This window comes from Psychrobacter sp. 1176_08 (assembly GCF_052850615.1).
The window spans coordinates 92,050-106,898 of the sequence record NZ_VXCU01000002.1 but is presented as its reverse complement, the minus strand read 5'-3'; the positions used below and the strand labels follow the sequence as shown (position 1 = coordinate 106,898).

General features: G+C 44.1%; 12 protein-coding genes. 8 read left to right on the top strand and 4 right to left on the bottom strand.

The window, feature by feature from the left end; translation table 11 throughout:
* Window positions 1–124: 124 nt before the first annotated feature.
* Window positions 125–754, bottom strand: coding sequence for a heme ABC exporter ATP-binding protein CcmA (gene ccmA, locus FW759_RS03020; protein ID WP_446442160.1), 630 nt, complete (start codon window positions 752–754; stop codon window positions 125–127).
* A gap of 133 nt (window positions 755–887) precedes the next feature.
* Here ccmA and FW759_RS03015 point away from each other — a divergent pair, with 133 nt between their 5' ends.
* The 4 genes from FW759_RS03015 to FW759_RS03000 all read left to right on the top strand — a co-directional run bounded on the left by FW759_RS03015 (window position 888) and on the right by FW759_RS03000 (window position 4,168).
* Window positions 888–2,006 carry a hypothetical protein gene (locus FW759_RS03015; RefSeq protein WP_446442159.1) on the top strand — a complete coding sequence of 373 codons (1,119 nt, stop codon included), beginning with the start codon at window positions 888–890 and terminating at the stop codon, window positions 2,004–2,006.
* Window positions 2,007–2,064: 58 nt separating this feature from the next.
* Complete coding sequence (locus FW759_RS03010) at window positions 2,065–2,877, top strand: YbjN domain-containing protein (RefSeq protein ID WP_446442158.1); 813 nt, start codon at window positions 2,065–2,067, stop codon at window positions 2,875–2,877.
* A gap of 112 nt (window positions 2,878–2,989) precedes the next feature.
* Window positions 2,990–3,907 (top strand): histone deacetylase family protein, encoded by a 918-nt coding sequence (locus FW759_RS03005; RefSeq protein WP_446442157.1) that lies wholly within the window; start codon window positions 2,990–2,992, stop codon window positions 3,905–3,907.
* 54 nt (window positions 3,908–3,961) lie between these two features.
* Entirely contained in the window at window positions 3,962–4,168 is a 207-nt protein-coding gene (locus FW759_RS03000) for a DUF2905 domain-containing protein (RefSeq protein ID WP_446442156.1), read from the top strand.
* 79 nt (window positions 4,169–4,247) lie between these two features.
* Here the strand turns inward: FW759_RS03000 and FW759_RS02995 are convergent, their stop codons facing one another.
* Window positions 4,248–5,030, bottom strand: a complete 783-nt coding sequence (locus FW759_RS02995) for a sulfite exporter TauE/SafE family protein (protein ID WP_446442155.1) — start codon at window positions 5,028–5,030, stop codon at window positions 4,248–4,250.
* A gap of 48 nt (window positions 5,031–5,078) precedes the next feature.
* Window positions 5,079–6,467: a bifunctional phosphopantothenoylcysteine decarboxylase/phosphopantothenate--cysteine ligase CoaBC gene (gene coaBC / locus FW759_RS02990; protein WP_446442154.1), complete on the bottom strand. Its 1,389-nt coding sequence runs from the start codon at window positions 6,465–6,467 to the stop codon at window positions 5,079–5,081.
* Window positions 6,468–6,606: 139 nt separating this feature from the next.
* Between coaBC and radC the strand changes: the two genes are divergently transcribed.
* The 3 genes from radC (at window position 6,607) to FW759_RS02975 (ending at window position 12,288) form a co-directional block, all read left to right on the top strand.
* Window positions 6,607–7,290, top strand: coding sequence for a RadC family protein (radC, locus tag FW759_RS02985; protein ID WP_446442153.1), 684 nt, complete (start codon window positions 6,607–6,609; stop codon window positions 7,288–7,290).
* Window positions 7,291–7,537: 247 nt separating this feature from the next.
* Entirely contained in the window at window positions 7,538–10,522 is a 2,985-nt protein-coding gene (locus tag FW759_RS02980; RefSeq protein ID WP_446442152.1) for an acyl-CoA dehydrogenase, read from the top strand.
* A gap of 389 nt (window positions 10,523–10,911) precedes the next feature.
* Entirely contained in the window at window positions 10,912–12,288 is a 1,377-nt protein-coding gene (locus FW759_RS02975; protein ID WP_062845448.1) for a dicarboxylate/amino acid:cation symporter, read from the top strand.
* Window positions 12,289–12,421: 133 nt separating this feature from the next.
* Here FW759_RS02975 and FW759_RS02970 read toward each other — a convergent pair whose 3' ends face one another.
* Window positions 12,422–13,177, bottom strand: a complete 756-nt coding sequence (locus tag FW759_RS02970; RefSeq protein ID WP_062845449.1) for a TSUP family transporter — start codon at window positions 13,175–13,177, stop codon at window positions 12,422–12,424.
* 458 nt (window positions 13,178–13,635) lie between these two features.
* On the opposite strand from FW759_RS02970, the gene nhaA reads away from it, so the two are divergent.
* The gene (gene nhaA, locus FW759_RS02965; RefSeq protein ID WP_062845450.1) at window positions 13,636–14,838 is read left to right on the top strand and encodes a Na+/H+ antiporter NhaA; all 1,203 of its coding nucleotides are present in this window, start codon (window positions 13,636–13,638) and stop codon (window positions 14,836–14,838) included.
* Window positions 14,839–14,849: the final 11 nt, after the last annotated feature.

The following is a 14,849-nucleotide window of genomic DNA, read 5'->3' as shown; positions in this document are numbered from 1 at the left end:
TAGCATTATTGGCTCTTTTGCTAATCGCGCTTATATTATAGGGGGATAAAACCGTATTGATAGGTCAGTCTGAGAATGCTATCGCATGACAGGCTTTTAACATGACAGACCTTTGATAAGGTATCTAAACCATATACTCTGTCAGGTCGAGTACTTGATTGGCAACGCCGACTGTTTGATGGCTGGTCATCAAAATCGCGCCGCCTGCATGAGCAAAGTCGCACAATTTCTCTTCCATCCGCGCTACCATATCGACATCGAGCGCGGTAAAAGGCTCATCAAGCAGCCATAGCTGGGTCACATCAGGCGTCAAAAGATACAGCCTTGCAAGGGTGATACGGCGAGTTTGACCAGCGGATAAATGGCTTGAACTGATCGTTTCAAATCCTTGCAATCCGACCCAAGTAAGGGCAGCATCAATGTCTGCAGTGCTTGGCGTGATACCATATAAATTCAGTAAAAACGTCAGGTTTTGTGCCACAGTGAGATTGGGATGAATACCCAATTGATGCGATACATATAACGGCTGCACAGGTAAGCTTGCCACGCCTTGGTAACTCACCTCGCCTGTCAGTACTGGCAATAATCCTGCCAGCTGCATCAGTAGCGTCGTTTTCCCTGTCCCATTTGCACCAATCAGATGACAAATACTGCCCGCAGACAGCTGAAGCGTGACGGCTTCGCATAGCGGGATTTCACCACGCTGAACGGTCAGCTGATCAAGCACAAGTAAGGGCGTATCCAAAGCCGTCATCAAAACCTCTCGTTATTTATCAAGCGGCAGTCAATATTCATCACAAACAAGTACGATGTTCATGGCATAATACTTTATGCTTACCACAAACACACAGTATAACAAATTGTCGATTACTATGACCTCAAAACCTATGCAGACTTCAAAAGATAGCCAAAACCAAACGACTCAAACAGACATTGAGCATCACGCCGATATCGATCATAAGACAGATACCAAGCTTGATAAGTCTCAAGAAAGCCTATCAGAGACAAGCTTAACCATAGACAGCTTGATTGATGCGCAAGTGGATTTTATGCAGCAGTGGCTACGCAACCAAGCTCAACCGTTGAGTATAGAGGCGTGGCAATGGTTCGGTGCGCAGCCCTTAAACAAATATATTAGTCGTGACCATTTGCAGCATTTGATTAACGACTGGCTTCTTAATCAGCCAATGAGTGAGGCAATGCGTACTGATATTCGCGACATCTTGCATACGGTTATTTATCATCCCGTCAATGACAATGTACCTTTGTCAGAATTGATAGATGATACGCAAGTTGAAACGCTTGCCAATTATGTCGGTAGTCATGAGCAGCAGCGTAATATCTTAATTCATACGTTAGTTGGTAATGAGACCTTCACAGACTTATTGACGCAAACGCTGTATCACGCCATCAATGACTTTATGGAAACCACGCTAGAAAAAGCGGGCGGCGTTGGTAAACTGATGAAGCTTGGGCGTAGCTCTTTTGAAAAAGCCACCAACAGAAACCTTGATGAAAAACTGCAGGCATATTTGCATCGTAACATTAAGGATTTGGCGCACCGAGCAGAAGCCAACGCGCAAGCGCATTTATCCAACGAAGAAGTGGCGCGTTTACTCATCACGGGTTGGGCGCGTATCAAGGAGCAACCTGTCAGTCATCTACAAACCTACCTGCGTGATGAGCCTAATAACAGTAGTATCGATCATATCGAAGCTGGTATTCAACAAAGCTACAACCGTTTGCGTGTGTCGCCTTATTTGCATAGTCTGGTAGCAGCGGGTATTGATACATGGTACGCCAATCATCAGACGGATAGTATTGCCACCGTTGCTGCCAGCTTATATATTGATAAGCAAGCCATGACAGAATTTAGTACAGCGTTATTGCCTGTGGTATACGATGCCCTAGAAAGCCCATGGTTTACAGCGCTCACTCGCAAGATGCTACAAGCGTTTTATGATCAACCAAAAATCAAAGAGGGATTAATACTGAGTAACGGCTGACTTGCTGTTTGAAAGTATTTTTCAATATTTCACATTATCTACTGTTTATCACCCTATTATGAGCCAACGTAATAAACTCAGCTTGTGGCAAAAAATCAAACGATTTTTGACGACGTCCGCACCGCAATCTATCATTAATGGTGCTAACGAACCAACGACATCTGCCGTTAAAGAGGATGTGGCACCTTCAAGAAGCCATGAGGTATTCCGCAGTACTAGGCATAGTGATGACGGAGACAAAAATGACCGTAGCGAAATTGACGCTGTCTCTGATATGAACACTGGTCATAAACACTCGCAAACGATGCCTTCTGACTCCTCCGCTGACCAACATAAGCCTCACCATACGCCAATTGTTGATTTCTTAAAAACCTATTTTAATGAAAAGCAATGGCACTATACGCACTATCAACCCAAAACCAATGATGGTCAGCAATCACATCATTTGTCACTGCGAATGCGTCATAAAGACCTCAACTGTGGCTACCTGTTTCGCGCTCAAGAAGAGAGCAAACTGCTGGCCGTCTATGGTGTCTTACCGTTTTTGATACCAGAGAGTCATCAGAGTGCTGCAATGTTATTAATCACGCAGCTCAATTACGACATGCTGATTGGCAATATAGAAATGGATGTCAATGATGGTGAGATACGTTACAAAAACGCCATCGATGTTGAAGCAGTGGGTATTAATGAAAAAGTGGTCGATCATTTACTACAAAGCGTGGTTGCCATGACGACGGTCGCTCACGAGTTATTCAACAACTTAATCAATAATCAAGATCCAGAAGAAGACGTGCAAACTTTACTGATGACGTTACGCCAAGACGTAGATTCACGCACGTTTTTTTTGCCCACGCAGTTCGTGCAGTAAAGCCCTATTACCGTCCGCCATTGGTACTTAGGCTCATGTATAAAGGTGTTCTTACCAGCACTTTGCTCTCAAAAATTCTCAACCTTCATTCCATAAGAACCTATTTAATATTATGCTAAAAATTGCTTATTCTGACATTTTTCGTTATTCCGTTCCGGACAAACACCGTTTTCCGATGCAAAAATATACGCTCATTCCTGAGCGTCTGTTGGCTGAGGGCACCATCACTACCGATAATTTTTTTGCGCCTGCTCGGCTGAGTGAAGACGAGATTTTGACCACTCACACGCAAGGCTACTGGCAGCAGCTCAAAACCCAAACACTGCCACGAAAAGAGGCTCGAGCCATTGGTTTTGAGATGACACCAACGCTGGTAGAACGCGGCCGCTATATCGCCCATGCGACTTATGAATGTGCTTTGTATGCACAACAGTATGGCGTAGCGATGAATGTGGCAGGCGGCACGCATCACGCATTTGCTGATCATGGTGAAGGATTTTGTGTATTCAACGACGTTTGTATTGCCAGCAATTTATTACTCAATCGCGGACAGGCACAAAAGATTTTGGTAGTGGATTTGGATGTCCATCAAGGTAATGGTAACGCGAGCATCATGGCAAACGAATCACGTGTTTTTGTCTTTAGTATGCATGGTGCCAAAAACTATCCGTTCCGTAAGCAGGTATCTGACTTAGATATTGAACTGGACAATGACACTGGTGATGAAGAGTATTTACGTATTTTAAAAGACACGCTACCAGGCTTAATCACTGAGTTTGCGCCAGACCTGATATTTTATCAATCTGCTGTCGATGTGCTTGCGACCGACAAACTCGGAAAACTGGGGTTAACGATAGAGGGATGTAAGGCACGTGATGAGTATGTGCTACATCAAGCAAAACTCGCTGACATTCCTATTGCCATTGTGATGGGCGGCGGCTATTCAGAAGACATCGAAGATGTGGTGGAAGCGCACTGTAATACGTTTCGTTTGGCGCAGCAGATTTACTTTGGGCAAACGGCTGATTAGGGCTAGGAAATAAATGATAAGTGCTTAACTGATAACGGCATAAGGCAAGATGACATGGCAAAAATACTGATAGGTTTGGGCATACTGCTGGTGATTATCGGCGTTATTTGGCTGTTGTTTCCCAATGCATTTTCGTGGATAGGCAATCTGCCAGGCGATATTAAGCACACTTCAGGCAACACACGGGTGTGTTTTCCTGTGGTTACCATGATCGTTATCAGTATTGTCGCTACTATCTTATTAAATATTTTTAACCGCTAAATAAACCGTTTGCACGTACTTTTTAATTGTACGCACTTTTTTAGCATCATTACAATGCATCTGTTGAGACAGTATATGCTTAGAAAAAAGCGACAATTCCTTGCCAGCCTACGCGTATACCAAGTACTGTCAAAATCAACAAAATAAGCTGACGAAAGCGAGCTTGCGGCAGATAACGACGCAGACGAATACCAACCAAAAGCGCAACAATAGACAATATGCTTAGCACTGTAATTAGCTGCCATTCCCCACTACTTAGTGCCATAAGAGGCTCACGTAGAACGATAATTTGAGCAACTTTGCCCAAAAAATAGCACATATTGCCCACTTTGGCGATCGTGTTTTTATCGTCGCTGGCAGACAACAAGTACATCATCAGCACAGTAGACATGGCATTGGTGGCCCCGCCAATGACACCTGCACTAAACCCAACAATGATCAGTACGGGCTTAGTATCGGGCAAACGAAACTGCTTACCCAATAAGGTACTGATGACATAAAAGCCAATAACAGCGGCTAATGCTAGCAAAATATAAGCACTGTCTATCCACAATAGCAGCTTTGCGCCCAAAATACTGCCAACCAAGCTGGTTAACGCAAGCAACCAATAACGTCTGCCATAATAAATAAAGTTTTGCCAAATCGTACGTCCGCCGCCAGCCAGCCAAGTCATCACATTGACCACTAAAGAGGGGAAAATAACCAAGACAATGGCATGTTGCAACGGATAAATACTAGCAAGCGCAGTGGTCGTCACCAAAGTCGCACCTAGCCCGCTGATACCATGTAACAAGGACGCCAACGCAAAAACAGCAACCAGCAATAACGTCTGCGTGCTCTCGTCAGCGAACAGTCCCGTCATCTCTGACAGCCTGCTCAACGCTTACTATCTCTATATATAACGACACGATTAATCATCCTGGCGTTGCCAGATTGCTTCACCAATGATAGTCACTAATTGCTCAGCAATGTAATCTTTGCTTGCCTTGTCTAGTGTGACTGGCTCGCGCTTGTAATGCTCAGAAAAGAATACTTGCATGGCGTTGTCATCACTGGCAAAGCCAATATCGGCTCGTGACACATCATTGCAAGCAATCAAATCTAAATCTTTAGAGATCAACTTACCACGTGCATAACGCTCAACATCTTGTGTTTCTGCCGCAAAACCCACGACAAACAGCTCAGGATGAGCAAGCGAGATAGTGGCTAAGATATCAGGGTTTTTGACCAAACTGAGCGTCATCGCCTCTTGTGTCTTTTTGATTTTTTGCGGGGCGGCTTCTTCGGTGCGATAATCCGCCACGGCTGCAGTCGCAATGAAAACATCAGCGGCTCTTACACTCTCATTGCTAGTAACTGCATGTGCTTCGCTATGTTCACTGTGCTCATCATCGCAGTCGCAGTCGTCATGATGATCATGCTCGTGGTGGTGCTCATGATGATGGTCGTGATCGTGGTCATGTTCCTCTTCAAACATAAACTGAAGCTCGTGATGGGTGCCATCGACGCACTGCTGTGCAGCAAGTAACATCTCTTTAGCAGACAACACATCGATACGTTTGACATTCAGTGGCGTCGGCAGGGCCACTTTACCGCCAGCAATTAAAATCACTTCAGCACCAGCAGCGACGCAAGCACGTGCCAGTGCAAAACCCATCTTGCCAGTAGAGTGATTCGATAAGTAACGTACTGGATCAATGGCTTCTACCGTTGCGCCTGCTGTAATCACAACTCTTTTGCCAGCCAATAGCTGCGGCGTCGTCTGCATGGCTGTAAATAAAAGAACTTCAGCCAGTAATTGTTCAGGCTCAGGCAAACGCCCTGCACCCACATCTCCGCACGCTTGCTCACCACTTGCTGGTTGGATGATCTGATAATTCATATCGCGCAATGTCTGTACGTTCAGATTCACTGCTGGATGCGCCCACATCTGCTGGTTCATGGCTGGTGCAATGAGAACAGGTGCTGTCGTGGCAAGGCACACCGTGGTCAATAAATCATCGGCCATACCCATCGAAAGTCGAGCAAGCGTATTGGCAGAAGCGGGAGCAATAACGACTAAGTCGGCCCATTTCGCCAATTCAATATGTCCCATGCCTGCTTCTGCTTTTTCGTCAAGCAATGAGACATGTACCTCATTGCCCGTCAGCGCTTGCAGCGTCAAAGGAGTGATAAAAGCTTGCGCGCCTGTGGTCATAATGACACGCACATCAAAGCCCGACTTAACTAATAAGCGAGCAAAAATAGCAGATTTGTAAGCGGCGATACCGCCAGTGATAGCAAGCACAATATTGGACATAAGCGTGGCATCAATATAAAAGTTGAAAGATAAAATTGCGCTTATAGTAACAATTATGAGATAAGTTAGGTAAGATTTTGCGTATTTAACGGTAGTATTTGATCAAGCTATTTGTGACCAACTTATTTAAGGAGAAATAATGGCAATTAAAGACTGGCATGAAGAAGACAGACCACGCGAAAAACTACTGAAATTTGGGGCAGCACACCTTACCGATGCAGAGATTTTGGCCATATTTTTACGCACAGGAACACAATCACAGTCCGCCATTGAGCTGGCCCGCCATTTGATCGAAAAGTTTGGCAGCTTGGCTGAATTGTTAGCAGCGCCTCAAGACATCGTTTTGGGTTGTCATGGTATGGGCCCTGCCAAATATGCGCAGATACTTGCTTCGCTTGAGATGGGTACACGCTACTTAGACAGTAAGCTTAAAACTGGTCAAGCGCTTGGACGCTCTCAAGTGGTGAAAGACTATATTAGTACGCAGTTACGCGGTGAGCATCGTGAAGTCTTTGCCGTTCTGTGTTTGGATAATGGGCTCAAGCTTTTAGATTTTGAAATATTGTTTACAGGTGGTATTTCATCGTGTTCTGTCTGCATCAAACATGTATTACGGCATGCTTTGAGCCATGCTACCAGCCAGCTTATTGTCGCTCATAATCATCCACATACCGATGCCAAACCTTCAACGGCTGATAACTTATTGACTTATGAGCTCAAAAAAGCGTGCGATTTATTGGATATAGCGCTTGTCGATCACATCATTGTTGGACGAAACGATACTTTATCTTATGCGGAAAGCGGCTTAGCACCATTTAATTAATAAGGTCCTAACGAATTATTCTTATAAATTAATCCTATGAGCAACCCAAATATGATACATATTATCGACACAGCGTAGCATTTCACCTATTGATAGTTATAAGTAACTGTTTCATATTGTTAACCAATCGTATCTTTTACTTATTGAAAAGAAGAAAAGCAGTAGATAAAACAATAACTATCGTGATCTAAAAACCTCATTCATATATTTTTCACGCTTTTAGTTCAGCGTCATCAAGGAGACAGTCATGGCCATTGGCTTATTTATTTTGGCAATCATCATTCAATTAGCCATGGTTCTGGCCATCTTTTTGTTATCTTTATCTCGAGTGACTGGCAGCGTTGCTGCGCTCGTAACGGTTATTGTGACCGCAATAATCAGTCCTTGGTCACTCTTTTTGGGTATACCGATCGCCCTGCTTTGCTTGGTTCTTCTTGTGACGCCGCTTCGACAGTCTCTGATCACCAAACGTGTTTACAAAACCTTGGGCGGTGCCATGCCAAGTATGAGTGACACGGAGCGTGAAGCCTTAGATGCAGGTACCAGCTGGTGGGAAAAAGAGCTATTCATGGGCGCCCCCAATTGGGATACATTTGCCCAATATCCGTATCCAACCCTATCAGAAAGAGAGCAAAGCTTTATCGATAATGAAGTAGAAACGCTTTGCGCCATGCTGGACGAGTGGAAAATTCAGCATGAGGATAAAGAGCTGTCACCTGAAGCTTGGCAATTCATTAAGAGCAATGGCTTTTTAGGTCTTATTATTCCAAAAGAGTTCGGTGGTCTAGAATTTAGCTCTTATGCCCAAAGCCGTGTGATGAGTAAAATCGCTTCGCGCTCACCAACAGCTGCAGTGACTTGTATGGTGCCAAACTCACTCGGTCCTGGTGAGCTTTTAATGCATTATGGTACGGACGAACAAAAACAACGCTGGCTGCCAGGTTTGGCAAAAGGAGATGAAGTACCTTGCTTTGGCTTGACGGGCCCTGAGGCAGGTTCTGATGCGGGCGCTATTCCTGATACGGGTGTAGTCTGCTATGGCATTCATGAAGGCGAGCAAGTGCTAGGTCTGCGTATGAATTTCTCAAAACGCTGGATTACCTTGGCCCCTATCGCGACAGTTGTGGGCTTGGCATTCAAAATGCATGACCCAGAAGGTTTACTAGGTAATCCGAAAAAGACCGACTATGGTATTACTTGTGCGCTGGTGCCAGCCAAGCATAAAGGTGTCATGATAGGACCTCGCCATAACCCCATTGGCTCACCTTTCATGAACGGTACGGTCGATGGGAAAGATGTCTTTATCCCATTGGATTACATTATTGGCGGCGTCGAAAATGCAGGTCGTGGCTGGCGTATGTTGATGGAATGCTTGGGCGTTGGCCGCGGTATCTCCTTGCCTGCCCTATCCACATCAGCCAGTGAAATGACATATTTGTCTGTCGGTGCGTTTGCCAAAGTGCGTGAACAGTTTAAAATTTCAGTTGGTAAGTTTGAAGGTGTTCAAGACGCAACCAGTCGCATGGCCAGTAACACTTACATGCTAGAGGCATTCCGTCATTTGGTCACGTGTGGTCTCAACCAAGGTGGTACGCCATCTGTTATGACAGCCATGGCAAAATATTATGCCACTGAAACCATGCGCGGTGTGGTTAATGATGGTATGGATGTCGTCGGTGGTCGTGCCGTACAAATGGGTCCGCGCAACTTTTTGGCGACGCCTTATCAAGCAATTCCTGTCTCTATCACGGTTGAGGGTGCCAATATCTTGACACGCTCGTTGATGATTTTTGGTCAAGGCGCCATGCGCTGCCACCCTTATCTGTTTGATGAGCTGCAATTACTTCAAAGTGAAGATAAAGAAGGCGCACTTAAGCAATTCGACAATTTATTCTTTAAGCATTTGGGTTATACCTTCAATCGCGGCGCCAAAGCTTTTGTCGCAGGCTATGTCGGCGGTAGTAGTCATGCGCCAAGTTTCGCTGATAACTTTACCCTTCCTTATTACAAGCACATCAATCGTTTGAGTGCAGGATTTGCTTTGACCGCTGACATGGCATTGGGTTTACTCGCAGGCGATTTAAAACGCAAAGAGATGCTGTCTGGTCGATTGGCTGATATTCATGGGCACTTATTTATCAGCACCGCTATCTTGCAGTTTTACCAGCATGGCACTAAGTCAGAAGCTGAACGTTTGCATGCTGAGGTGGCGCTACAAAACAGCTTATATACCATTCAAGAAGCTTTCTTATCACTCTTTGACAACTTCCCAAATCGTATGGCGGCAAGTGTGGTAAGTTTTGTGACCTTTCCAAGTGGTCGTATCTTTACGCCGCCAAGTGATGAGCTCAAACGCCAGTTAGGGGATGTTTTCATGGACGATTTTGAGGCCAACCCTTTCCGTGACTATCTCAAAACCATGGTCTACTACAATACTGATGCAGATGATGTGACTGGCCGTATGGAAAATGCTTATCAAGCTCTTGTTGGCATCGAACCCTTATGGCAGAAATTCAAAAAAGCCGAACATAAAGACAGTTTTGAAGGTCTTACGTTTGAAGACCATGTGGTTTATGCCAGCCAAAAAGGAGATATCACGGAAGAAGAAGCAGAAGTGCTTATTCAATACAATGCCTTGCGCTTTGACTCGCTGTTAACGGATGTATTCGATAAGCATTTATTGAAAGCGCAAGTACGTCGTAACCCCCATAGTCTTGATAATGCGGTACATCAACTCACTGATTATGCCCAATTAAAAAATGACGCTCAGACCAGAAATGGTATCATCCCTGACGGCGAGGTTGCCTCAGACAATCTGTCAGTGTCTGACACTGACAGTGTTGATAAAAAGACTGGTGATGCCAATCCCAACCATGGTTATGAGAGCGATGGCGATGTAGAGATGGTTTCTGAACAAAGCACAGTTGAAGAAGTGCGCACTCAAACTGACTTTGGTGACACCAATCCCGATGCAGAAGCACTGGATCATCGCCACCGTGATGCTGCCTCTCATTTAAATGAGCGCATGAGTAATAATCATAGCATGCATAAACACAGTATCGATGATATCGAACCTGTAGAGCAAACCGACACGCCTGAAAAATCAGATATGGTAAAAAACCGCGTAGAAGAGCCGGCTATCACCGATACCGCCAATACTACCGGCACCACCGATGACATTGATAGCAAGTGGCAAGATGGTCTACGTCGTGACGAGAATGACAAGACTTAAAGATGGTACGTTTTTGGAGATATAAGCATCAACTGCAAATATAATGTACCACCGCCTACTATGATTTGAATTAAAAAAAGACCGTTCAGCTTGGACGGTCTTTTTTTTTACTGCATATCGCCATATTTGATAACCATAGACTTGGTGACCCTTCCCTCTCTTTGGCCCATCACTCAACCCCCTTAATTATTAGCTAAAAAAATAAGTACGTCTTAATTTATAAAAAAAGTTGCAGTTACCTTAACAATTAATTTATATTGTGCAGGAAATTGACATGAAGTCACAGATGTGAAATTTACAACCTTAGAGAATTCAGGTAAAGGCATATAAATCAGTAATATATTGTTTGCTTCCTGATACTGGGTGCTGTGTATAAAAGGATAGAGTTTATGTGGAAAAATATGGGACTGACAGGCAAGATCATTGTTGCCATGGTGCTCGGTATTATACTGGGTCTATTTATAAACTATTCAGGACTGAACACTGAAGGCAGTTTTGTTCATACGTATATCACAAATGGGTTCTTCGCTATTATTGGCAAGCTGTTTGTTAACTCATTAAAAATGTTGGTCGTTCCATTAGTATTGATCTCACTGATTTGCGGTGTTTGCGGCATTGGTGATATCCGACTGCTTGGTCGTATCGGTAGCAGAACGTTTTTTATCTATATGATGACAACGGCACTAGCCATTGCCACTGCGATTGGACTTGGTATTGTATTTGGTATCGGTAAAGGCATGGACATCGCAACTGAAGCGGCATTTGAAGCTGAGTCAGCGCCGCCTCTGTTAGATGTGTTTTCTAACATCATTCCATCAAACCCCATCAGTGCGATGGCGAATGGTGACATGCTATCGATTATTTTCTTTGCTATTTTAATCGGTATTAGTATTTTGATGGTTGGTAAGCCTGCCAAAGGCTTGGTACAAAGCTTAGAGCTGATTAATGAAGTCATCTTAAAGATGGTGACCATCATTATGAACCTTGCCCCATATGGTGTTTTTGCCTTATTGGCCAAGGCTATGTCAGAGCTTGGTTTGGACCTTATTTGGTCATTACTTGGCTACGTTGCCGTACTGGTTGGCTCATTGGCTTTCCACTTCTTTATCACCATGATGATTGTGCTCAAGCTGTTTTCAGGCTTGTCTGTCAAAACGTTTTTGACAAAAATGCGCGAAGTGCAAATTTTTGCCTTCAGTACGTCAAGCTCAAACGCGACCATCCCTATTACTTTACGTACCGTCACCAAACGAATGGGGGTCGATAACTCAGTTGCTTCCTTTACCGTTCCTTTTGGTGCGACCATCAACATGGATGGTACGGCCATCATGCAAGGGACGGCAACCATTTTCATTGCCAATATCTATGGCATTGATTTGGGCGTGACCGATTATCTGGTCGTGATTCTCATGTCGGTACTGGCCTCTATCGGAACTGCAGGTGTGCCTGGTGTTGGTCTGATTATGTTGTCAATGGTATTTGCACAAGTGGGCTTACCTATCGAAGGTATCGGCCTAATCCTAGGTGTGGATCGTATCCTTGATATGTTACGTACTGCTGTAAACGTCGGCGGTGATGCGGCGGTAACTGCTATTGTGGCAAAATCAGAAGGTAAAATGGACTTAGCGATTTATAATGACCCTGATGCTGGCACCAAAGATGTATTCGATGGTCACATTGATGAAAACAATGAACGCGAATTCTCTGAAGTCTTCCATGACGGAGTAATGGGTAGTGAGTACGATGATGTTGATCGTCGTCGTTAATTATCTAGATTAAATAAGTCGTCACAAAAAAACCTCAGCACATCATCTCATGGGCTGAGGTTTTTTATGGGCGATAGAATAGACGTATCGTCACTCATTGCTATCGCTTAACGCCACTTTGTCCTTAACGGCATTATCCCATCACGTATTTGGTGATCATCGCCAAGCACACGAGTACGATTAAAGGTCGAATCAATTTACTGCCACCTTTAACCACCATATGAGAACCAAAATACGCGCCTACCGCTTGTCCAACCATCATCGCCAATCCTACCTTCCACAGAACGTTGCCGCCCAAGATAAAAAATATTAATGAGCCAATATTGGTAGATAGGTTCAACACTTTAGCAGCACCAGTTGCCTCAATAATCTGACGGCCACGTAATGCTACATTACCAAGCGCAAAGAACATTCCGGTCCCAGGTCCAATATAACCATCATAAAAACCAATCACAGGTGCCGCCACTTTTTGCCACATCCCTTCTGAGATGCGCGGGGTTGCTTCTACTTCTCCAAGCTTGGGGGCAAATAACGTATAAATCCCGATAGCAGCAATCAAAAATGGAATCAGTTTTTCAAGCAAATCTGGTGGTGACATTTGGACGGCAATAGTACCAATCACAGAACCGATAAAAGCGGCAATGATAGCGACTTTAATACGTTGAGGCTTAACCACCCCTTTTCTAATCATTGTAATAGAGGCGGCTAGCGCGCCAGAGGCAGCTTGTAACTTATTGGTACCAAGCGTCAAGACGGGCGGAATGTTAGCCAGTAACATGGCAGGTATGGTTAATAGACCGCCGCCACCAGCAATCGCATCGATAAAACCGGCTAGCACCGCCACAGCGGTAAGCATTAAGATAATCTCTAAAGAGAGGGATACGTCCATGACACTGACCTTCAAAACAGATAATAAAAACAGAGACAGCCCAAAAAATTCGGCTAAAAAAAATTGCTATTAGATAAGCAATGGCATTACTGATAGGTGCTAGAGCGCTCACTGCGCTTTATACAACGTCAATCATTATAAGGATAAAACCATAAAAAAAACCAAAAACATAAAAAAGTCTGCTAAATTTGTCTCATTACTCATTAAATATTCGAAATAAACGGCTTTAACCTAAAAAGATTTAACGAGTTGCAACTACTTTGTCTGTCATATCCCCTTTATAATATCGTTATTATGAATATAGCAGGAAGCACTCATAACTTTTGGTTAGCGTATTTTGTTGTTTATATGAATAAGAGCATGAGAAACTACGCTTTTCTATCTGTGACGTTGAACCGCGTGACAGGATAGATATTTGAGGTTATTTAATACATTTGTACTTAGTAAATGAGGATGATATGGCAATACGAAGGATTAAGGCATTTTTTGAGTTTGAAGCGGCAGGCGGGATTGTTTTGGCATTGGCTGCCATTGCTGCAATGATCATTGCCAACTCCCCTCTGAGTGTTTGGTACGAAGGATTTATACACGCACCTGTCGCCATCCAGATAGGCGAATTCGGTATTGCCAAAGATGCACACCACTGGATCAACGATGGTCTGATGGCGATTTTCTTTTTCTTAGTTGGACTTGAGCTTAAGCGTGAAGTCTTGATCGGCGAGCTGTCTAACGTCAAACAAATCATACTGCCAGCTGGTGCTGCTTTGGGCGGTATGATTTTCCCAGCCATTGTTTATTTGCTATTTAACTACCATGAGCCTGAGTTTTGGAAAGGATGGGCCATTCCAGCGGCGACTGATATTGCTTTTGCCCTTGGTATTTTGAGTCTTTTGGGCAGCCGCGTACCCAACTCTTTAAAAGTATTTTTGGTGTCTATTGCTATCTTTGATGACATTGGTGCCATCTTAATCATCGCGCTATTTTATACCAGCGAATTGTCATTACAATCGTTAGCGGTAGCTGGTTTATGTCTGCCTGCTTTATACTTTTTGAATCGTCGTAACGTCACTAGAATCACGCCTTATTTGCTTATTGGTGTGATTATGTGGATTGCCGTACTCAAATCTGGCATTCATGCAACCTTGGCTGGAGTGGTTTTAGCACTCTTTATTCCAATGTTTGACCGCACCGATCCTGAGCACTCTCCACTTGAAGAATTAGAACACGACTTACACAACACAGTCGCCTTTGGTATTTTGCCAATATTTGCTTTTGCAAACTCTGGTATATCACTCCAAGGGGCTGGTCTTGAGGAATTGTTCCATTCTGTTCCACTTGGTATTGCCGCTGGTCTGTTCATCGGAAAACAGTTAGGCGTTATGATTATGTGCTGGTTAATCTTTAAGCTTGGTATCTCAACCATGCCAAGAGGCATGAATTTCAAGCAAATCTACGGCGCCGCTTTATTGTGCGGTGTTGGTTTTACGATGAGTTTGTTTATCGGTGGTCTGGCATTCGCAGGCGACACCACAATGTTCGACGAGCGCCTAGGCATTATCATGGGTTCAATCGTTTCTGGTATCGCAGGTTACCTCATGCTCAAATTTAGCTTAAAAGAGAATGTGAGTGGAACGTCTGTAGATTTAACCCGTCCACATTGATGACAGAATGA